The 20,466-nt window shown below is 67.0% G+C and carries 13 protein-coding genes, 1 pseudogene and 1 riboswitch; of the genes and pseudogenes, 4 read left to right on the top strand and 10 right to left on the bottom strand.

The annotated features are described in order from the left end of the window. Window positions 1-118: 118 nt before the first annotated feature. From cas6e to AB0P06_RS14765, 5 genes are read right to left on the bottom strand one after another with little or no spacing between them, the layout of a single operon-like run. Window positions 119-823, bottom strand: a complete 705-nt coding sequence (cas6e, locus tag AB0P06_RS14745; protein WP_363607634.1) for a type I-E CRISPR-associated protein Cas6/Cse3/CasE — start codon at window positions 821-823, stop codon at window positions 119-121. Further along, window positions 820-1,668 (bottom strand): type I-E CRISPR-associated protein Cas5/CasD, encoded by an 849-nt coding sequence (cas5e, locus tag AB0P06_RS14750; protein WP_363607635.1) that lies wholly within the window; start codon window positions 1,666-1,668, stop codon window positions 820-822. The genes cas6e and cas5e overlap by 4 nt, the downstream gene beginning before the upstream one ends. After that, a complete protein-coding gene (locus tag AB0P06_RS14755; RefSeq protein ID WP_363607636.1) occupies window positions 1,665-3,047 on the bottom strand; it encodes a type I-E CRISPR-associated protein Cas7/Cse4/CasC in 1,383 nt (460 codons plus the stop codon). The genes cas5e and AB0P06_RS14755 overlap by 4 nt, the downstream gene beginning before the upstream one ends. Then, window positions 3,044-3,613, bottom strand: coding sequence for a type I-E CRISPR-associated protein Cse2/CasB (casB, locus tag AB0P06_RS14760; protein ID WP_363607637.1), 570 nt, complete (start codon window positions 3,611-3,613; stop codon window positions 3,044-3,046). The genes AB0P06_RS14755 and casB overlap by 4 nt, the downstream gene beginning before the upstream one ends. Beyond that, entirely contained in the window at window positions 3,610-5,193 is a 1,584-nt protein-coding gene (locus AB0P06_RS14765; RefSeq protein ID WP_363607686.1) for a type I-E CRISPR-associated protein Cse1/CasA, read from the bottom strand. Before AB0P06_RS14765 ends, casB begins: the two co-directional genes overlap by 4 nt. Between AB0P06_RS14765 and cas3 the strand changes: the two genes are divergently transcribed. Further along, the gene (gene cas3 / locus AB0P06_RS14770) at window positions 5,140-8,208 is read left to right on the top strand and encodes a CRISPR-associated helicase Cas3' (RefSeq protein ID WP_363607638.1); all 3,069 of its coding nucleotides are present in this window, start codon (window positions 5,140-5,142) and stop codon (window positions 8,206-8,208) included. The two genes, AB0P06_RS14765 and cas3, sit on opposite strands and share 54 nt — an antisense overlap. 307 nt (window positions 8,209-8,515) lie before the next feature. Next, window positions 8,516-8,692: pseudogene (locus AB0P06_RS14775) on the top strand (SIP domain-containing protein); the annotation flags it as partial. A 734-nt stretch (window positions 8,693-9,426) separates the two neighbouring features. On the opposite strand, the gene AB0P06_RS14780 reads toward AB0P06_RS14775, so the two are convergent. The 5 genes from AB0P06_RS14780 to AB0P06_RS14800 form a co-directional block, all read right to left on the bottom strand. Continuing rightward, entirely contained in the window at window positions 9,427-10,596 is a 1,170-nt protein-coding gene (locus AB0P06_RS14780; RefSeq protein ID WP_363607639.1) for a magnesium and cobalt transport protein CorA, read from the bottom strand. Between the two features lie 371 nt (window positions 10,597-10,967). Continuing rightward, a riboswitch (M-box (ykoK) riboswitch) is annotated at window positions 10,968-11,138 on the bottom strand. Window positions 11,139-11,240: 102 nt separating this feature from the next. Beyond that, window positions 11,241-12,149: an alpha-L-glutamate ligase gene (locus AB0P06_RS14785; protein WP_363607640.1), complete on the bottom strand. Its 909-nt coding sequence runs from the start codon at window positions 12,147-12,149 to the stop codon at window positions 11,241-11,243. A gap of 251 nt (window positions 12,150-12,400) precedes the next feature. Then, window positions 12,401-15,025, bottom strand: a complete 2,625-nt coding sequence (locus AB0P06_RS14790; RefSeq protein ID WP_363607641.1) for a response regulator — start codon at window positions 15,023-15,025, stop codon at window positions 12,401-12,403. 9 nt (window positions 15,026-15,034) lie between these two features. After that, window positions 15,035-15,574: a heme NO-binding domain-containing protein gene (locus AB0P06_RS14795; RefSeq protein ID WP_363607642.1), complete on the bottom strand. Its 540-nt coding sequence runs from the start codon at window positions 15,572-15,574 to the stop codon at window positions 15,035-15,037. A 316-nt stretch (window positions 15,575-15,890) separates the two neighbouring features. After that, complete coding sequence (locus AB0P06_RS14800; RefSeq protein ID WP_363607643.1) at window positions 15,891-16,970, bottom strand: adenylate/guanylate cyclase domain-containing protein; 1,080 nt, start codon at window positions 16,968-16,970, stop codon at window positions 15,891-15,893. A gap of 1,086 nt (window positions 16,971-18,056) precedes the next feature. On the opposite strand from AB0P06_RS14800, the gene AB0P06_RS14805 reads away from it, so the two are divergent. Then, window positions 18,057-19,868, top strand: coding sequence for a glycoside hydrolase family 15 protein (locus tag AB0P06_RS14805; RefSeq protein WP_363607644.1), 1,812 nt, complete (start codon window positions 18,057-18,059; stop codon window positions 19,866-19,868). Then, complete coding sequence (locus AB0P06_RS14810) at window positions 19,865-20,329, top strand: HEAT repeat domain-containing protein (RefSeq protein ID WP_363607645.1); 465 nt, start codon at window positions 19,865-19,867, stop codon at window positions 20,327-20,329. The genes AB0P06_RS14805 and AB0P06_RS14810 overlap by 4 nt, the downstream gene beginning before the upstream one ends. The last annotated feature ends 137 nt before the right edge of the window (window positions 20,330-20,466 follow it).

The following is a 20,466-nucleotide window of genomic DNA, read 5'->3' on the forward strand; positions in this document are numbered from 1 at the left end:
GTCGAAGTCACATACTCCTGGGCCATCCTCGCAAGTGGCGAGGCAGAGGTGATGCTACCGCTGCCCCGCCGTACTATCACCAGTGGCAGCGTCATCGTCGTTTGTTCCGCAATGGCGATCACGATCCACTCTGGCGGACGAGCACGAGTCCACAGCCGTAGGCACGAGCTGAACCGATACCGTCGGCCAGGGTGCTGTGGAGAGCGCCGGGATCGGCTACGACGAGTGTGCCCCTCACTTCGGAGCGGTTGATCTTGAGTCCCGCGTGGTGGCTGCTCGTGACGGGTGGCAGCATGCGAACGGCGAGTGATTGCTGGTCAATCTCGGCGCCGATGAATCGGGCGCCGCCCTCACCGGTCGTGGCCTCACCGGTCGGCCGTGAGCGCTTCATCAACCATTCACGGACGTGATCCGGCCTGGCCGCAGCGAGTTTGCGCGAGCGGCCTGCCGGGCTCCGGAGATCCCTGCGAGCGGTCAGCGCGTTGACGACCGTGCGAAAGGTGAACTGGTCACCCTTGCGCAGGGGCTGGTCGACGCTGATGGTCTCGATCTTGGTGGTGAGCGCATCCTTGGGGATGAGGGACCAGTCCGGGGTGACCTTCGACTGGATGACCAGGAGCAACGTATTGGTCTTGAGGTCGACATTCCAGGTTGACAGGATGCCCATCTGGGCTCGGGCGTCCGCTTGTCCGTCGACCCAACCACGGAAGCCGCTCATCACCAGGCGGTGCATGTCCTGGGCGTCGAGAAGGCTCTTCGCGGCAACGGGGTGCCGGGCGTCCAGCGCGATGACGCTGTGACAGGCGATCAGTCGGGTTGTCATGGGATCAGGTCCTCCCAGCGGATGGCAGGGTCAGGGTCGGGGGTGAGCCGGGTGCGGATCTCCCAGCGGACGGCATGCATGCGCCGCGTAGGGTCGAAGGTGACCGGCTGGTCGGTGATCCGGCTGGCATTCCTGCTGCCCGGCGGGGCTTCACACCACAGCCACGGCCTGTCCGCAGTGGCGTTGGGGAGCAGACTCGCCGTCCGGAGGACCTCCTCCAGGGTTCCGGGGTGCACCCCGCCGGCGATGGTGCCCGATGGCGGGCAGGACTTCCGTCCGAGCCAAAGCAGCCGCTTCGGCTGTTCGAGCGCGTCGGCGATCTCCTTCAGCAGGTCACGGTCCGGGCTCTGGAAGGCTGCGACGAAGGCGGCATCCGCCAGGTACCAGCGGTAGGTCTGCATCGGATCACGGCGCAGGTTCCCGGCGGTGAGAACCCCGGTCTGGTCGTCCGGGGCGATCTCCTTCGGCGCGCCGTACCAGGAGGCGAGTGCGGTGCCGACCGCTCGGCCGAACGTCGGACCGCTCTCACCGTCTAGCCACGCGGCCGCCGCCGCAGCGCGCCGGTGATCCGTGATGAGGTCACGGGGGCGTAGCGGCATCGGGCCGCCGCCGACGATCTGGTAGTCGTGGACGGGTGTGCCGGGGCGGTCGGCGCGGACGCCGAAGCGCAGGGCTGCCAGGTGGCCGATGTCGGCGGTGTAACCGAGGCCTAGTGCGGCGGCGATCATGCCGATGCATCCCGATTTGGTGGGGTGCAGCTGGGTGTCGCGGCGGTCGAAGCGCGAGCCGCTCCCCCATGACTGGAGGGGTGCCGCGAGCCGTGCGAGGAGGACGGAGTCCGTCACGGACGGGTCAGCTCCTCGATGGTGTTGACCTCGGTGCCGGGCAAGGTGCCGTTCTTCGCCTCCTCGGCGAGCAGTCGCTCGACCGCGAGGTCGTAGGTGAGGAGGCGGGCCGGGGTGATGTCGTCGCGCTTGCGGGTGACAAGGGCGTGCTGGGCGAGGAGACGGCGGGTGGCTTCGAGGGAGGCGGGGCCGTCGCTCTCTTCGAAGATGGCGTTCTCGAAGGCGAGGCCGTAGTTGAACGGGCGCTTGCCGTCGAAGGCCATCACGAGCTTGGGGAGTGACCCGGTGGAGGCCGTGGTGTTGGTCTTGGCCCGCGGCTGGGAGTTGACGAAGGCGTCGACCACCTCCAGTTCCGCTGCCGCCGCGGCGGCCTCGATCTTCTCGGCCTCCATGCCGGCGGCAGTCAGGTTGGCGCGAAGCTTGTCACGGTCCAGGACGGCGTGGCGGTAGAAGGTGCCGGAGATCAGGGACTGGTATCCGGTCATGCCGGCACCGGAGTCCTCGGCGGCGTCCAGGTAGTCCAGGGCGTTGGCGCGGGATCGGTTCCTGCGGTCGAGCTTGGCGTCGTCGGCGGCCGAGTAGAAGTCGTCGATGTGTTCGGCCGGCTGGACGGTGAAGGCGTGGGCGGTCTGGATGGCGCCGTCGACGTTCGGCGAGTCGGCGATCTCGGCGAGGAAGCGGCCGTAGAGCGCGATGTCGATGGCGTCGCCGGGGGCCAGGGCGGTGAGGACGGCCGCACGCAGATCCTTCGGCAGAACGGGCAGCTTCTCGTCGGCGTCCTCGTCGCCGGTCTCCTGCGGCTCGTCCGCGGGCACCCCGCCCTCCTTTCGGATCCTGGCCTGGGCCCGGCGCTTGGCGGCGGCCTTCGCCTTCTTCTCCGCGGCCGCGCTCTGCGCCGCCACGTACCCGCCGCTCCACTCGGCGACGGCCTCGCGGCGCTCGACGAGACTCGTGGCGAGGGCCTTCCCGGCGTTCTCGGGGGCGAACAGCAGGACCTTGGTGAGGTCGGCGGTGTTCGGCTTGTCACCGAACTTAAGCCCTACGCCGCTCAGTACGGCTTTGGCGGTCGCCAGCGCCGTTTCCTTGTCCCAGCCCTGGGCTTCCAGCTCGACGGCGGTGATCTTCGCCCACTCACGCGTGCGAAGGCCCATCGTGTGGCCGGCCAGCGGTCCGTCCCCGGTGTTGGCGCGGGTGCGGGAGTAGGTGCGTTCCGCACGCCTGCGGGACTGCGAGGTGATCATGGTCCGGAGGTCACCCCCGAGACTGATCGCCTTGGGCATGCCGTTCTCGTCGCGGACCGGCAGGACCGCGACCATAGTCTCCAGGAGGTGCAGGGAGAGGTACTGCGGGCCGGTGAAGGTGGCGGGTTCGGCGGTCACTGGGCGTCTCCGATCGGAGCGAGGGCGGGGACGTTCCCGCGCGGTTCGGGGGCGAAGGTCGGGGTGTAGAAGGAGCGGGCCCACTGGTACTGGACCGGTCGGCCCTTGCCGGACCATCCGGCGAGGTCCTCGGTGAGCGTCGTCCAGGACGGAGGGACGGTGTCGCAGGACCTGGCGCGCTCGATCACGTGCTGAAGATGACGCCAGGGAACCCTGCGGGAGGCGACGACGCGGTCCAGCAGCCGTACCGCCCCCGGGTTGGCCGGCCCGCGGCCCGCTCCCGTGCCGATTCGGCGCAGAGCGGCGCCGGTGTCGCCTGCGCCGGGGGACGGGACCAGGCGCCCGGCGTGGTAGCGGGCGAAGAGAAAGGCGACCTGTTCGAAGACCCGGCGGGTGTCCTCGGAGGGAGCGAAGTTCGCGGCGGTGAGGCGGGCTTGGGTCAGCGCGGCCGGGCGGCGCAGGTCGGCGAGCTGCCCGTACTGCCGGGCGCGTACGAGGCCGCAGAGCCAGGCGGTGAGCTGCTGCCCTGGGGAGGGCACCGGTGGATTCTGGGCAGGGTCGGTCATGGGGTGGTCTCCTTCAGCGGGTCCGGCGCCTTGGGGCTGTCCAGTTCCTCCTTCAGCCGTTGCTCGGCCCGGGCACGGGCCTGCAGTCCTCGGCCGGTCGGGGGGAGGCTCTCCAAGCGGGCCCTGAGAGCGTCCGTGGCGATGGCGCGGACGGTGCTCCCGAACCGGGAGATCACTGCCGCGACCGGGTGACCGTCGGCGACGGCATCGAGCATGGCGTGAAACTCCACACCGGTGCCCGCCCACATCTCAGGTTCGCCATTGAAGCGCGCCAACTGGCCCGGCTTGTCGGTCGGTTTGGGGTTCGGATAGGCGTGATCGCGGGCGGCGGCGGCCGCGCACTGGAGTGCGGTGGCCGCGTACTCGGCGACTTCGGAGCCCTGCTCGCTGGCGTGCCGGAGGCCGGCCTCACGGCCGGGTACGAACGGGAATCGGTCGTCCACCCAGGCGATCGGGTTGCCCTTGTCGGCCAGCAGACCGACCGCCCACAGCTCCGGTCGCCGACTGCGCAGCATGGCGAGCCGCCCGTACAGGTCGCTGCCCTTGACGCGCTCGGCGACGGCCGCGTACAGCGCGTGCGATTCGCACCACAGTTCCCGGGACGCCTGCGGCTTGAGGGTCACCGGCTTGCGGTTGCGCATGACCATGACCTCGTCCTGGCGGTAGGGGGCCTGGAGGTCGGTCAGCGTCTCACCGGGGCCGACGAGGACACGGTCGACCCCCGGCTCGCCGTCCGGCATCTCGACCGGACGGAGTGCGATCGAGCGGCCGAGGACCGTGTGCAGGTCGGCCGGCCCGTCGAGCGGCCGGGTCTCGCTGGCACCGGTGTGGGTGAATGGCCGGCGGGGGCGGTCGCCCCACGTCAGGTTGAGAGTGCCTGGTTCATCGTCCCACGGGGAGAGGTTGAGCCGCAGGGTGTCACCAAGCGTGGGGCCGAGAGCGAAGACGCGGACGCGTGAGCCGAGGCGACAGGTCGACAGGTTGGTGAACGGTGCGGGAAAGCCCATCTCCTTGGCGGGAATACGGGCACGGCGGCCCTGGCCAAAGGTGTGCTGCGTCAGCATCGCACGCCACGCGGCATCGGCCGGCAACGGTTCGACGTGATGCAGGTGGCGGTGGTCGAAGTGCTGGTTGTAGTCGCCGGCGTGCTCGATGACGAGTTGGGCCGGCCCGACGCCGAAGGTGTTCAGGTGACGTAGCAGCGCGGCGTTCTGGCCCAGGGGCCGCTCGGCGTCGAAGAGGTCCCATGTGCCGTCATGGTCAGCGAGCCAGTCGGCGGCCGGTGCGAGCGGTTCACGTTTCTCCACCCACGTCAGCCACTCTCCGGGGGTCTCCGGGTAGTGCTCGGCGGCGTACAGCATCCCGAGCAGCCATTCGAGGAGTGCCGCGGTCTCTCCAGGAGTGCCCCCGTAGATAGCGGCAATCCGGTCAGCGTCCCTCAACGCCCGGACGCCCGATACCTTCGTGAGCTCCGGCTCGCCGTCGATTGTCAGTGCCGGGATGCATGCTCGATGCCGTGGATCCCAATGCAAGACCACTCCTTCTCTCCGAGGGGTGTTGCCGCTCCTGCGGACCAGCACGGTCAAATTCGCAGACACCGTTGGATACGGTTGCGGGGCACGACAGTAGCAGGTCTTGGGAGGGCACTCTTGACAGCACATCAGAATCTCAACATCTCTACCCATCATGCTATTTGGGGGAAAACTGACAAGAGTCGGCGATCGCGCGGGAATGGCCGGCCGGCGTGGAATCCGCTCACCGCACACATCCTCGACACCGCCGCATGCACCGGCCAGCTGTGGGACCGCTACCTCACGCCCGGGATGCGTCTGCGGCTCACCGAGGCCTTCGGAGCCGGCGACGAGGCCACCGCCAGGAAGACCGTCATGCTTCTCGCCGGCCTGCACGACCTCGGCAAGGGCTCGGGCTGCTTCCTCCGCACTTTCGGAACGGGCCTCCGTGATGATCCAGGGCTCAGGGGAGCCGAGTTGGCCGCTTGGCGGTCGCTCGCCTCCACCGTCCGCCTCCCCTGCGACGACCACCCCAACGGACAGGTCAGCGCCAGACACGAACACATCACCGCCGTCCACCTCCCCCGGCTCCTCGGCTGCGCCTGCGCCGACTGCGGAGGAAGCGGGGACGAGATCTCCGGCCTGCACTCCGTCGCCCTGCTGCTCGGCGGCCACCACGGCCACATCCCCGACATGGACACGGTCAGCCGGGCCGCAGGTGCTGCCCCACTCGACGCCTGGGAGCCGGTCTACCGCAAGCTCATCGCCGAGGTCGCCGATCTGATCGGCGTCACGCTCGCCACCCTGCCCGATCTCGTGAGGCCCGAACGCCCGTCCGTCCTACCGATGTTCACCGGACTTGTCATCCTCGCCGACTGGATCGCCTCCAGCGACGACCACTTCACCTATCGCCGGCTCGGCGATCCACCGGCCGCATGGTGGTCGGCATCGCGGCACCAGGCGGAAGCAGCAATCACCGAGTTGGCGCTGGACCGATGGCTGCCCGAGCCCAAGGCCTGGCCCGAGCTGTTCCCCAACTCCCGGCCCCGCCCCTTTCAGGCCGCCGCGCTCGCCGCCCTCCCGGCCGAGGGCCCCGCCATGGCCGTCGTCGAGTCCGACACCGGTTCGGGCAAGACCCGACTGGCCTTCGCCATCGCCCACCACCTGGCCAGGACCTGCGGCCACCAAGGGTTCTTCATGGCTATGCCAACCCGGGCCGCCACCAATCAAGTGGCGGACGAGCTGGCCGACTTCGCCGAAAACTCAACCGGCCGCACGGCGACCACCAACCTCGCCGTCGTCCACGCCACCGCCGAGGCCACCGATCTGGTCCACCGCTTGGTCGACGCCTCCCGCACCCGCCGGCAGAACGCACTTCGCTCCCTGCCCGACTCCATCGCCGCCGCTTCGGCCGACAGCGGAGAACCCGGCCGGGTCGTCCTCGATCCCTGGTACCTACGAAGCTGCCTCGGCCTCGTCTCCACGTTCGGGATCGGCACCGTTGACCAGGTCGTCCTGGTCCCGCAGCCCGCCCAGCACTGGATGCTGCGCTTCTTCGGACTCGCGGGGAAGACGGTCATCATCGACGAGGCCCACGCCTACGAACTCTTCCAGCAGGGCATGCTGGGCGCCGCCGTCGAATGGCTCGCCGACGGCGGGGCATCCATCGTCGTCCTCTCCGCGACGCTGCCCGTGTCCGTACGGGAAGCACTCGTCCAAGCATGGTGCACGGGCCGTCAGGTCACAGCCAAAGACGCCGGGCAGACCGGTCCCATCACCGTCGTCGACCAGCACGGCACCATCCACCGCACCGGGAGCTCCGGCACCCCGACCGACCAGCGGCCTCGGGCCCTCACCGAAGTACGCCTGAGGCCGCTGCCCGGGCCCGTAGGACTCGCCACCCACCTGCTCCACGAGGCGTCCGGCGGGGGCGTCACCGCCGTCGTCCGCAACCGGGTCGGCTCCGCCGTCGAGCTGCACCGTACCGTGCTCGACCTCAGGCACAGACACGGCTGGCACAGGAACGAGATCGTCCTGCTGCATGGCCGACTCATGGGCCGCGACCGCCTCCCGGTCGAGGCGCGGCTGCTCGGTGCCCTTGGGCCCGGTCCGGACCGCGACCGACCCAATCCCGCGCGCCCTCACCGGCTCCTTGTCATCGCCACCCAGATCGTCGAGCAGTCCCTCGACATCGACTTCGACAAGGTCTACACCGACCTCGCGCCGATCGACCTGCTCATCCAGCGCCGCGGGCGCCTGCACCGCCATTCTGTCAACACCAGACCCGCCTGGTGCCGCGAGCCCGTACTCACCGTACTCTGGCAACCCGACACCGTCGGCCTGCCCATGGTCGAGCCTCCAGACACCGGGAACGGCAGGCCGAAGGGAAACCGCGACGGAGGCGTCTATGCGCCCTACACCCTCGCCGCCACCTGGCACGCCCTCACACAACGGGCGGACGAAGTCGGCCGGTACGCGATGAACGCCCTCGACCACAGCACTCTCATTCACGAGGTCTATGGCCCCGCCGTCCCACAACCAGGCCCGCTCGGGCAACTCCTCGCCCGCACCAAAGCGGTCTGGCACGCCGCGCTCACCAACGAGCAGGGCGAGTCCACTGCCCGCCCATTCCGTCCGTACGGCCGTCTCGGCCGGACCCCCGCCTCCGTGTACGGGCTCGCGTCCGGGAAGGCGCACGGCGGTGGCAAGGAGAAGGGCGCACCCGGCATCACCGCACTCTCCCGGCTCGGCAAACCCTCGATCGACTGCCTCGCCCTCTACCGGCAAACGGACGGTGCACTCACCTACGACCGCGACGGCAACCTGCCCGCAGACACCCAGTACCACCCTGCCAACACCGCCGCACGCCGGAAGCAGCAGAAAGACTTCCTCCTCAACACCATGGTAATTCCAGCGACATGGGCGACAGCACCCAACCCATTCCCGCACCCTGCCGACCGGCCCCGTCGCGACCGCCCCGCGCTGCGCTACCTGCGCACGCTTTTCCTCGATCCCGCAACCGGCCGGTGCATCGCCAGCCCCCTCGACATCACCTACACCCCGGAAGAAGGACTCAGCCGGTGACCTGAGGGTGCTCCTGTAGAGCAGCAATGCCGACAGCCCCAGCAGACCAGGGTTGCGGGCAAAGAGGTACCGGCCCCACCCACGCGGGGAGCGGCTCGGCAAAGAAGCCCGGAGAACGCCGCCCGGCCACAGCGCCTTCCAGGGATTTCAGGTTAGCCTCACCTAAGTGAAACGGGTCGGCCGGGCGTCGACTCCCCCGCTGCGCCCGCTTCACCCGTTCGCCTGCCCGCCCGTTGAAAGGAGCCGGCCTTGTCCACCGCCACCACCCCCGCGTCCGCACCCTCCCGCTCCTGATCGTCCGCACCACAGCGGTCACCCCGCACATGTTGCCGGCGAGGCCGCCGCCGTCCGGGAGCTGCGCCGCCACCTCGTCGGCGAACGCGGAATCGACCGCCGCGCCGTCTGCTTCATGGGCTACTGGCGTACCGGACGCACCGAGGACCAGCGCGCCGACGAAGGCCCCGCCGCCGACACGGACGACTGAGCCCCCGGTCGGTGCACACCGCCCCGGCGCGCGGCCGGGCACCCGCCGGTCCCGGACCGCTCCACGTCAGCGGAGTGCCGCCACGTGGTCCGGCCGCAGGGGCCGCCCGGTCAGTCCTCCTGGGTGGCCGTCAGACCCCACCGGATGGCCCGGCGAGGAGCAGCACCGCGCCCAACGCCCCGGCCGCACCGACCAGCGCCCGCTTCGCCGTCTGCTTCATCGCGATACGCCCTGACGATCCGTCCGGACCGGCCGCACGTGGAACCGCGCGGCCGTCCGTCGCCGTTCTTCGGCACCCGAACGACCCTACGGCGGCCCACTGACAAGTGCGGCGGACCAGCCCGCTACCGGTACTCCCGCAGCCGCGGCCGGACGCCGATCGCCAGGCCGGTGCCGAGGGTGACCGCCTCCTTCAGCCGCCCGGCCGGGGTGCGGGACGAAGGTACGAGAAGGCGTCCGCCCCCTGCCCCGCGGCGACGGGGCAGGGGGCGGCGCGGGCCGTGCCGTCCGGCGGGGAGGCGCGGTTCAGCGCACGGCGATGACGGCCTCGGCAGCGACGACCGGCGGCCGCGGATGCGGCGGGCGGTCGTGGTGGTGTGCCGGGCGGTTCATGCCCTTCATCCAAGCCGCCGGCGCGGGCGGGGGGCAAGCCCCGCCGGCCCGCCCTGACGGAACCCTGACGCCCTGTCCGAACGTCGTGCCGCTCAAGGCGGGTCACGGGCGAGCCGCGGCACTCAGAGCCAGTTGCGGCGCTTGAACACCAGGTAGAGGCCGGTGCAGACGAGCGCCATCAGCCCGATCGCGAACGGGTACCCGAACGCCCACTTGAGCTCCGGCATGAGCTCGAAGTTCATGCCGTAGACGGTGCCGATCAGGGTCGGCGCGAAGAGGATGGCCGCCCAGGAGGAGATCTTCTTGATCTCGTCGTTCTGCACGTGCCCGGCCTCGGCGAGTTGCTTCATCTCCTCGTTCTGCCGCTGCGAGACCAGGGTCGCGTTGACGGTCAGGATGTTCTGCAGCATCTGCCGGAAGCCGTCCACCCGCTCGGCGGCGTACGTGGCGTGGTCGGCCACGTCCCGCAGGTAGCGCTGGAGCTCGTCGTCGGTGCCGTACTTGCCGAAGCCCGCCTCCAGGCTCTTCATGATCTCCAGCAGCGGACGGGTGGCCCGCTGGAACTCGATCACCTCGCGGGAGAGTTCGTAGATGCGGCGGGACACCTGCGGGTCACCGCCGAACACCTCGGTCTCGATCTCGTCGATGTCGTGCTGCAACCCGGCGATCACCGGCGCGTACCCGTCGACGACCGCGTCCAGCACCGCGTACAGCACCGCCTCGGGGCCGAGCGCGAGCAGCTCCGGGTCGGCCTCCAGGCGGCTGCGCACCGCGGAGAGGTCCGGGGCCTGCGAGTGGCGCACGGTGAGGACGAAGTCGGGGCCGACGAAGAGGTGGATCTCGCCGAAGTCGACCTCCTCCACGTCGTCCAGGTAGCGGGCGGCGCGCAGCACGACGAAGAGCGTGTCGCCGTAGCGCTCCAGCTTCGGCCGCTGGTGGGCGACGATCGCGTCCTCGACCGCCAGCTCGTGCAGGTTGAACCGCTCGGCGGCCTCCAGCAGCTGCGCCTCGGCGGGCCGGAACAGGCCGATCCAGGCCATCGTGCCGGGCTTGCCGGGCAGCTGGCGGTAGATGTCGGCCAGGCTGGCGGGTTCCTCGACCCGGTGCCCGCCCCGGTAGACGGCCGCGTCCACGACGGAGCGCTCCAGCGTGACGGGCTCCGCGGGCTGGTCGGGCCTCGGGTCCATCGAGTGCTCGGGCGCCGGCTGCGCGTCGCCGCCGCGCGGCGTGGTGACGGAACGGGAGAACGGACGCTTGCTCGCGCGCACGGCGCGCACACGCCAGTCGGACATGGCGGGGTACCTCCACGGGTCGGTGTCCGCCGCTGCCGAGGCCGGGGGCCGCGGGGTCGGGCGGGGCGGGGGCGGGAGGCGCCCGGCCGTCCTCCACCGCGCACGGCGCCCGGACCACGCGGCCGGAGCCGCCGCTGTCAGCGGCGGGCGGTACGGCGGCGGGGTGCGGGAGCGGTACGGGAGGAGAAGTGCCGGGTGCCAGGAGAAGAGGGGGACGTCCTGGGGCGGGGCCGACTTCGGCCCGGACTACTGCTCTCCACAGGTCTCACCTCCTCGCCGTCGGGGCGCCCGTACTCGGGTCGCCGTTACCGGGGCCATCAGGGAGATCCACACCGCGCGCCGCGGGCACACCTGGCCGCGGGACGGGCGGGGCACCCCTGATCTCGTCAGAGCTTTGGCACGCCACGGCGTAGCACCCGGGGGTGCAGCCACTTGGGATCACCCCTTAGGCCGGGGAGACCTGTCCTGAACCTGGGCGTCTCTCGACGTCGTGGGGTCAGTGGCCTGTGTCCGTGGCGACGCCTCACCGAACGAGGTGCCTTCACAACTGTGCCAAGTCTAGTACCCGCGCGACCGCGCCCTTGACCAGGGCCTCCGCCGAGGCCTCCACCGGGGTCCCGACGGGCCCGGGCCGCCGCTTCGGCTCAGCCCAGTGCGAGGTGGGCGGCGGTGTACGGCAGGGCGACCGTCTCCAGGCCCCCGACGCTGCCGAACACCGGGTGGACGTTGACCTCGAAGACGACGCCGCCGTTCTCCGCGCCGAGGTCGACACCGCCGAGCGGCAGGCCCAGGGACTTGGTCGCGGAGACGGCCAACTCGGCCAGACCCGCAGGCAGTTCGCCGTCCTCCAGCAGCTTCGAGACGGCGCCCTGGATCTCGTTGCAGGGCGCGTCCGGATCCGGCTGGACGTGCTCGACCGCGCGGACGACGCGCCCGCCGAGCACCACCACCCGGTACTGGTGGCGCCGGCCGTCGGCGTTGAAGTTCCCGGCGTCGCGGGCGATCAGCCAGTCGGCGCCCGAGGCCACGTAGTGGTCCGCGGCGGCGGTGAGCTGGTCGCGGGTGGTGACGTGGAAGACATCGTTGCCGCCCATTCCGACGGTCGGCCGGGCCCAGACGTCGCCGCCGAGGCGGTCGAAGGCATCGACGGCGGCCTCGGGGGTCGGCCGGGAGAGCGCGATGGTGGGCATGTGCGCGATGCCGTCCCGGCTGAAGCGCTCGACGGTCCGGTCCTTCTCGGTGGCCGCCCGCCAGCCGTCCGTGTCGGTGCCGAGCGAACGGGCGCCGTACGCGCGGAGCCGCTGCTGGCAGGCCTCGAAGGCGCGCCGCTTGTGCGGCGGTATCTCGTAGACCAGCACGGTGTCCGCCGTCACGGCGAGGCCCTCGGCCGGCACCTCCAGGCGGAGCCCGCCGTCGGCGGCCGGGCCGATCCGGCCGGTGCCGCCGCGCATGAAGTGCCGCGCGTCGAGCAGGACGGGCGCCCGGCCGGTGAGCATCCGCGCGGCGGTGGCCAGAGTCTCCCGGCTTCCCTCGGTCGAGCTGTGATCCGTCATCAGAACGAGCTCGCTTCGCGGCATGCCGCCATGGAACAGGCCCCGCCCGGCCCGGGCAAGAGCGTGTTCCAGGCCTGGCCCCGCCTCCGGTGGCCGGAATCCTCTTCGTTCCCGGTCGGACCGGGGCCGGGTCGGTGCCCGCGTCCGGGCCCTGGCCGAGACCGCTCGGCTGCTCGATGCCCGTGGTGGCGGCATCGGCATGCTTCACATCAGCGACCTCTTCCTCGCCCGCGGCCTCTGAGCGAGGCGAGTCAACCGAGACTGTGGCTTTCCAGTTCGGTGAGAATCTCGAAGAGCTGACTCTTCGCGCGAAGGAATTCGTCACTCATTGCACTCACACTGAATTCCCCAAGGGTTTCCGCGCGGGCTTGTGCTTCGATCTCCGCTGCCATATCGGCCAGCACGTCAGCCCCCAGGGCCCTGGCGCTGGACTTCAGCGTGTGAGCGGCCCGCCGCACCTCGTCGTTCTGCTGACTGCCCGACATGGCGGATATCAGTTTCGGCGCATCTTCCACAAACAGCTCGGCCAGTTCAGCAACCGAGGAAGCCCCGCCCAGGTCGTCACAGAGACGCTCCAGAACCTCTCGGCTGACCGAAGTGTCGGAGTGCTCCGGCTGCGGGGTGGTGTCCTGCTCGCCGCCGGGTGCGGACACACGGCTCAGCGCTTCAGCCAACTGGTCACTCTTTATCGGTTTCGCTATGTAGTCGTCCATGCCCGCGGCAAGGCAGATTTCGCGGTCGCCCTGCATCGCGTTCGCCGTCATCGCGATTATGTAAGGACGGCGGCCGGCCTCAAGCATTTGATTGATCTTCCGCGACGCCTCGAGGCCGTCCATGACGGGCATCTGCACGTCCATCAGCACGACGTCGTAGCAATCATTGAGGACGGCATCGACGGCCTGACTGCCGTCGTCGACTATCTCGGCGGTGTGGCCGAGTTTCCGCAACATCAGCGTAGCGATCTGCTGATTCACCGCATTGTCCTCGGCCAGCAGGATTTTCAGATCAGAAGACGCGCCGTCAGGAGACGTACCCTTGCTCGGGGAAGGGCTCACCCCGGCGGGTTCCCGCTTGCCCACGATGACCGTCACAAGCGCATCATGCAGCTGCGAAGCCCTTATAGGCTTGGTCAGGACCGCGGAGAATTCTTCACGGTCGATCAGTTCTCTGGACGTCACCAGTGAGGTTGCCAGTATGAGCGGCAGACGTTCACGACCCAGGATCCGGTGGATCCTCCTGGCCAGCTCCACGCCATCCATCTTCGGCATCATCATGTCGATGACTGCCACATCAAACGGATCGCCCGACTCAAGTATTCTGAGGGAATCTTCGGGGAAGGCCGTTTCATAGGGCACCATGTTCCATGAATCAGCGTGCCGCCTGACCACTTCGCGGTTGACCGCATTGTCATCGACAATGAGCAGGCGCTTCAGTCGCAGTGGTTCTTCCGCGACAGGCGGCAGACTGCCTTCGGCGACCTCCAGATTGATTTCGAAGCTGAAGACAGAGCCGACGCCGCTCTTGCTCTCCACCTTCATGAAACCATCCATCATCTCGACGAGGCGCTTGCTGATCGCCAGCCCCAGGCCCGTCCCCCCGTACCGGCGAGTGGTGGACGAATCCACCTGGCTGAAATCCCGGAAGAGTCGATCCATGCGATCTTCAGGGATGCCTATACCCGTATCCGAAACGGAAAAATGCAACCGCGTGGCCCGGTCGTCCCCGTCGACATCCTCAGTGGTTCTCACCGAGACTACGACTTCACCGGTCTCGGTAAATTTAATCGCATTGGAGAGGAGGTTGGTCAGTACTTGCCGGAGGCGCATTCCGTCGCCGACCAGCCTGTCCGGAACGTCAGGCTCAACCAGGCAGGCAAGTTCGAGCGATTTTTCTGCGGCACGGGTGGCAATCACCCCGACCGCGGAATCCATCATATCGCGCAGGGAGAACGGCCGGCTCTCCAGCTCCAGCCCGCCGGCTTCTATCTTGGAGAAGTCCAGAACGTCATTGATGATACCAAGCAGGGCCTCCCCGCTGGAATTGATGATATCAACAAAGTTTCGCTGTTCGGACGTCAGTTCAGTAGACAGCAGCAATTCAGTCATCCCGATGACTGCGTTCATCGGGGTCCTGATCTCATGACTCATGGTGGCCAGGAACGAGCTCTTGCTGCGGGCCGCGGTCTCCGCGACCGAGCGCGCGTCCTGCAACTCCCGCTCTGCCTTCGCCCTTTCAACCACGCGTGACAGCTGAGCGCCGACCTGAATCAGCAGCTTCGTGAGCATCTCGTCCTGGCTGATTTTTCCCGGCGCGGCAAAGAACTCAAGCACAAAAATGACTTCGGATTCACAGAAAACAGGAAGCGTCAGGAACTCGGTGATTCCGAGTTCACGACAGGACTTGATGTAATCTATTTCTTCGTCCTCGCTGCCGACGGTGCCTGTCAGCGCCTCGGTGGACAGCAGGGCGCGTCCGGCCGGCCCACGCCCCCGGGGGACCATGAGCCCATCATTCGCCTGCAGCGCTCGCAGGTGTTCCGGATCGTCCGCCCACCAATAACGCGAGTACGAGGCAAGCATGCCGCTGTCCGGCGAGAACGACAGCGCATGACCGGCCGGGCACCCCGTGAAGGTGCATATTCCTTTTACCGCGGCAAGCAGTGGATCGCTCACCTGGAGCGCGTTGTTGCATGCCGCAGCCACCGACTCCAGCAGTTCCAGACCCCGCTGCTTCTCGAGCTCCTGGTTCTTTGCGTCATGCAGCTTGCGAATCATTTCCTCTGATATCAGCTCGGCCTGCCGCCGCGCCTTGCGTTCCTTGTTCAGTAGGCTTTCCAGCAGAGCTGCTTCCCGATCTATATTCCGCTCACGCTCCACCGTAATCTCCTATGACGCTAGCCTTACTTCAAATACGCATTCTTCGTCCCCTCGCCCGGTGCATCTGGGCTGCTTGATCTGAACGGACTCCCCGAAGTGAACGGCCGCACCCTCGATAAGTCCTTCGCCGAACCAGCACAGCTGTCGTTCCGACCTGTAGCTCATGATGAGTACATCATCGGACGACGTATCGAATCTGAAACTCGGCACATCGGCACCGGGATAGAGCCGCCTCACTTCGGGATGTATGATGTCGTTCAGTGTCAGCAGGAAGGTTCGAGCCGAGCTGTGTCTTTCGAAGAACACGGGATATCTTTCGGCGAAGATCGGCAGCGCCTCGCGCCCCAGCCAGCGAACAATTTCGTCTTCTGACATACCGAACATGGACGCCGCTTCGGCAACTATTTTCAGGAACTCGGCATCCGGGTAGTTGCCGAGCGACGTATACACTCCCTCAACACCTGCAGCGTTGATCAGGTCTTCCCATGCGGTCAGGCCGTACTTCTGCGAGACCACCTCATTGAAGAGATCAAAAACGACGCCCTTCATCGCATCTCATCCCCTTGCCCTGACGTCTCGACGGCAACCAAGTCCACGGATCCGAGGGTGCCGGCTTTCACGAGTGCCGCGATTGATTCTCGAATGCCACTTTATGCGAAGACATCTTCATCGCTTATTACTGTGGCGTCTCCAGCAGCCGCATATTGAATGAGCGGAACCAGCATACGCCCGCCCGGACACCGGTGCGACTGGAGGGGAGGATGGCAGACCGGTCGCCATGGAGCGCTCTTGCCCCCGTACACCTTTGGCGCCGCGCGTGAGCCGGTACAGTGCGCCTTTAGGGCCTTTAGGGCGCGGCACGCCTTCAGCCGGCGGCGGCCCCTTTCGATCCATCTCCCCAGACACCGACGGAGGACCGCTTCCCGCGAAGGGATATCTCTCCGACGAAGACGAGGTCGTCGGAATGCCTGCTCAGCATGGCGTAGGTTTCGTTTGAGATCAAAATCGCGTGCGGTACCTCTTTGGTCATTTGCTCAAGACGGGATGCGGTATTGGTGGTATCACCCACCGCCGCATACTCGAGGCGGCGTTCCGACCCTACTGTTCCGGACATCACCGGGCCACTGTTCAAGCCGATTCCGATTCTGAATCCCGTACCCAGGCCTTCGCGCTTCAGCCACGTATTGAAGTCCAGCAGGGCTTCCTGCGCCATCATGCGGGCCGCGGCCAGGGCGAGGTCGGCATGACATTCCTCCTCGATCGGAGCCCCAAAAGCGGCCATAATCCCGTCGCCCATGTAGGACACCAGGGTACCGCCGTGATCGAGAATAACGTCACTCATGGAACCGAGATAGTAGTTCAGGGCATTGATCACGAGATCCGGCGAACTGTCCTCGGCCCAGGACGTGAACCCGCGCAAGTCTGCGAACATTATCGTTGCGACGCATTTTTCTCCCTTCAGCCTGAGATCCTCGCCGGCCTGCAGGAGCACTTTGTCGACTATAGCTGTGGGGACGAATCGCCCAAAGATGCTGCGGACCCTCTCCTGTTCCAGGTCGTGAATCCTCTTCCGGTTGAGGCTCGCATCCATCCTCGCCCGCAGCAGGATCTTGTTGGCTGGCTTCGGAATATAGTCGGTTGCTCCGAGGCCAATCGCTTTGACAACACTGTCTATATCTTCGATCGCCGAGATCATGATGACGGGAATGTGACGAGTCCTCGTATCCTGCTGGACGCGTTCCAGCACGCCGAAACCATCCATCTCGGGCATCTCGATGTCGAGGAGAATGACGTCGACGTCGTTCTCCGCCAAAAGATCACAAGCGACCCGCCCGTTTTTTGCCGCGAGTGTCAGATACCCCTCTCTTTCGACGAGCCTGATGAGGAACATCCTGTTAACGGGATCATCGTCCACCACTAGGACGCACGGGCGGTCCAATCTCATATCGAATCCTCCTTGCAAATGTCTCAGCACCCGGCAAGGGTCGGGGACTCAAGTCCCCGCGGACAGTCCGCCAGGTAACGCGCACCCGATATCTGCGCGTCGTCCAGGAACCAGGTGAATCGGCTTGGTGATCCTTACCCGCGTTGATTCCTCTCTGTCACCACCCAAAGTGGTGGCTGCCATTCCCATTATTCGCGGCCAATCCTCGTGGCGCCAGACCTGATGAGACCTTGGGAGCCCTTTTCAGGTGCAGGTCGTGCGGGTGAGGGTGGCGACGGTGACTGAGGACCTGCCCGCACTGTGTGTGGCCGTACTTGTGGTTACCGCTCACCTTCCGTGAGATGGAGGAGCTGATGCCGGAGCGCAGCGTGATCGCCTCCCAGGAGGCGGGCCGCCGATGGCGCCTGAAACTCGGCCAGGCCTACGGCGACAGCCGCGGCCCGGTGACAGGTGGTACTTGGAGGAGGTCTTCATCATGATCAACGGTGACTGTGAGTACCTGGGAGGGCGCGGGCACAGCGGTAACCGTCCGCGTTCAGCGGCATCTCACCCCGCTTCAGACCCCGCCGCCACGTCATGACCACCGGTCGGCACCGACTCGAAACGATTATCCGCCTCGCCATCTGCAACCACATCACCGAGCGGCCGGCCCGCCCGCGGCAGGCTGAACCAGGCCCGGAAGCGAGCCCCGGCACGCCCCGAGACGCCCCCTCCGGGACGCCGGACGCCGATCCGCACGGACTCCGGCGGCCGTACCCGCGAGTTCCTTGAACTGGCGCGCGGCGCGCGGTCGATGATGGTTCTACTCGGTGGGGACGGCCATCACCGACGGTATCCACCAGGTGGTGCCGAAGGTTCCGGCGCCGGCCTCGGCACCGGCCGTCGAGCCCGCCGGGGGCACCGCCGGTCGTCCGCCAGGAACGTCCCGGCCCCAGTGCCCAGTTGCGTGTCGCCGCATCCGCGCGGCCCGCGACACCGGCCTGCGGAACCTGCCCCCGGCCCCGGTTGTGGCACAGCTGGCAGGCAGGGCTCCCGCGTAGCACAATCGAAGTATGTTCAGCCGCTCTGGGCCCCAAAGGACATGGCATGAGCTACAAACCGATTGAGAACTACGGAGTAATCGGGGACATGCACACGGCGGCCCTGGTCGGCATGGACGGCTCGATAGACTGGTGCTGCCTTCCGAGGTTCGACTCGCCAAGCGTCTTTGCCCGCCTGATCGATGATGAAAGGGGCGGGTACTTCAAGATCTCGCCGGTACTGTCGGGGCGCTGCCAGCAGATGTACATGCCCGACACCGCCGTTCTGATCACGCGCTTCCTGAGTGCGGAAGGCGTAGGCGAACTGGTCGACTTCATGCCCGTCAAACAGTCCGCCTCCCGCGTGACGTCGCACCAGATTGTGCGAGTCGCCAAGGCGGTTCGCGGTAACATACCTTTCCGCCTGGACTGCTTTCCCGCCCTTGATTTCGCGCGGCAGGACCACGAAATCAGCCAGGAGGGGCGCGGGGCCGTATTTCGCGGTGGCGAGATCTCCGTTGCTCTCACCAGCCGATTTCCGCTGGCCACGGTGGGCTCCGGGGTCTCTGCCGAGTTCACGCTGCATGAGGGTGAGGAGGTGACGTTCCTGCTCCGCCAGGTGGAAAGCCTCGGCGGCGAGGCTGATCTCCTCGAGGCGCGCCTGACCGGCCAGGACCTCCTGCACCGCACTATCGACTACTGGAAGAGCTGGCTCGGCCAGTGCACTTATACCGGCCGATGGCGGGAGATGGTGCGGCGTTCGGTTCTCACGCTGAAGCTGCTGACACACGATCCCACCGGCGCTATTGTTGCGGCTCCGACCACCAGTATTCCCGAGGAGATAGGAGGGGAAAGGAACTGGGACTACAGGTTCACTTGGATCAGGGACGCCGCGCTGACCCTCCTCGCCTTTATGAAGCTGGGATTCACGGAGGAAACCATCCGCTTCATGGAGTGGCTCGAGGACCGCGCCAAAGAGACCGGCGAGGGTTACCCGCTGAAGCTCATGTATCGAATTGATGGCAATGCTCAACTCGATGAAATGACACTGGACCACCTGCAGGGCTACCGGGAATCGCGGCCGGTACGCATCGGCAATGACGCCTCGAACCAGCTCCAGCTGGACATATACGGCGAGCTCCTCACTGCGATCGAGCTTTTTGATGCGCGCGTCTGCCATATATCTTATGACCTGTGGTGCCATCTCCAGCGAATGGTTTACTGGGTCGCCGACAACTGGCACCGTCCCGATGAAGGAATATGGGAGATCCGGGGCGAGAAGCAGCACTTCGTCTATTCGAAACTGCAGTGCTGGGCAGCCCTCGACCGGGCCCTGCGCATATCTTCCCGTCGTGGTTTTCCACTCGACAGTGACCGCGTGAGGAGTCAGCGTGATGAGATATTTCAAACCATCATGCAGGAAGGCTACGACTCACAACGCAAGACCTTCGTTCAGTATCTCGGCTCAGATGCCGTGGACGCCAGCATTCTCGCCATGCCCATGATCGGTTTCATATCACCGAAAGACCCGCGGATGCTCGGCACACTTCAGAGCATCATGGAAGACCTTTCGTCGGACAGTCTCGTGTACAGGTACGAGGCGGACAAGGCCGCGGGTGACGGACTCCGCGGCGGCGAAGGGACCTTCAATATCTGCACGTTCTGGCTCGTCGAGGCCATGGCGCTGGCCGGGCAGGTGGAACCGGCCCGCTTCCTTTTCGAGAAGATGCTGACTCACGCCAACCACCTGGGGCTTTTCGCGGAGGAAACGTCCGCATATGGAGAAAGTATCGGAAATTACCCGCAGGCCCTCACCCATCTGAGTCTCATAAGTGCCGCGTGCACCCTTGACGAAGCCCTGGGGAGGGGAACGGTGTGATTCAAGAAGATCGTTCAGCGGCCGGCGGATACCTCGACAGACCGGCCGAATACTGGATGTCCTTTGTTCGCAGCGACGATCCGACCGAACGGCGGCTGGGCGTCTACGCGCTGGGAGAGATCGGTTCGGTCGAGGTCGTACCCGCGCTCGAAGCAGCGCTGCACGACTCTTTCAGCTTCGTACGGGTCTGGGCGGCGGCCGCTCTGGCCAGGGCAGCCTGCGACAAGCAGAAAGACGCGGTCCTCGCCCTCTCGGCAGAGAGCGCGGATTCCGCCGGCTTCGTTCGCAGCCTGGTGGCCTGGTCCCTCGGCCGCCTCAGCTATCAGCAGGGCGGGGAGGCGGCAGCCGTCCAGACGCTTCGAGTCCTGCTCGAGGACCCGGATGCCAGTGTTCGCGCCGAGGCCGATCTCGCCCTGCACCAGATTCTCCGCAGGGCCCGACGAATGGGTCTCGACGACTGACCACCGGCTCCTGGCGGGAGGCACCCGCCCGCACCGGTTTTCTTCCAGCCGGTACTGATCGCCCGGGCCCCGTAAAGCCGGTGGGCCCACGACGACACGCGTCCCGCCCCGTTCGGGTGACATTCCCCCTACGGCGG

It is taken from the genome of Kitasatospora sp. NPDC088351, assembly GCF_040685575.1.
Lineage (GTDB): Bacteria > Actinomycetota > Actinomycetes > Streptomycetales > Streptomycetaceae > Kitasatospora.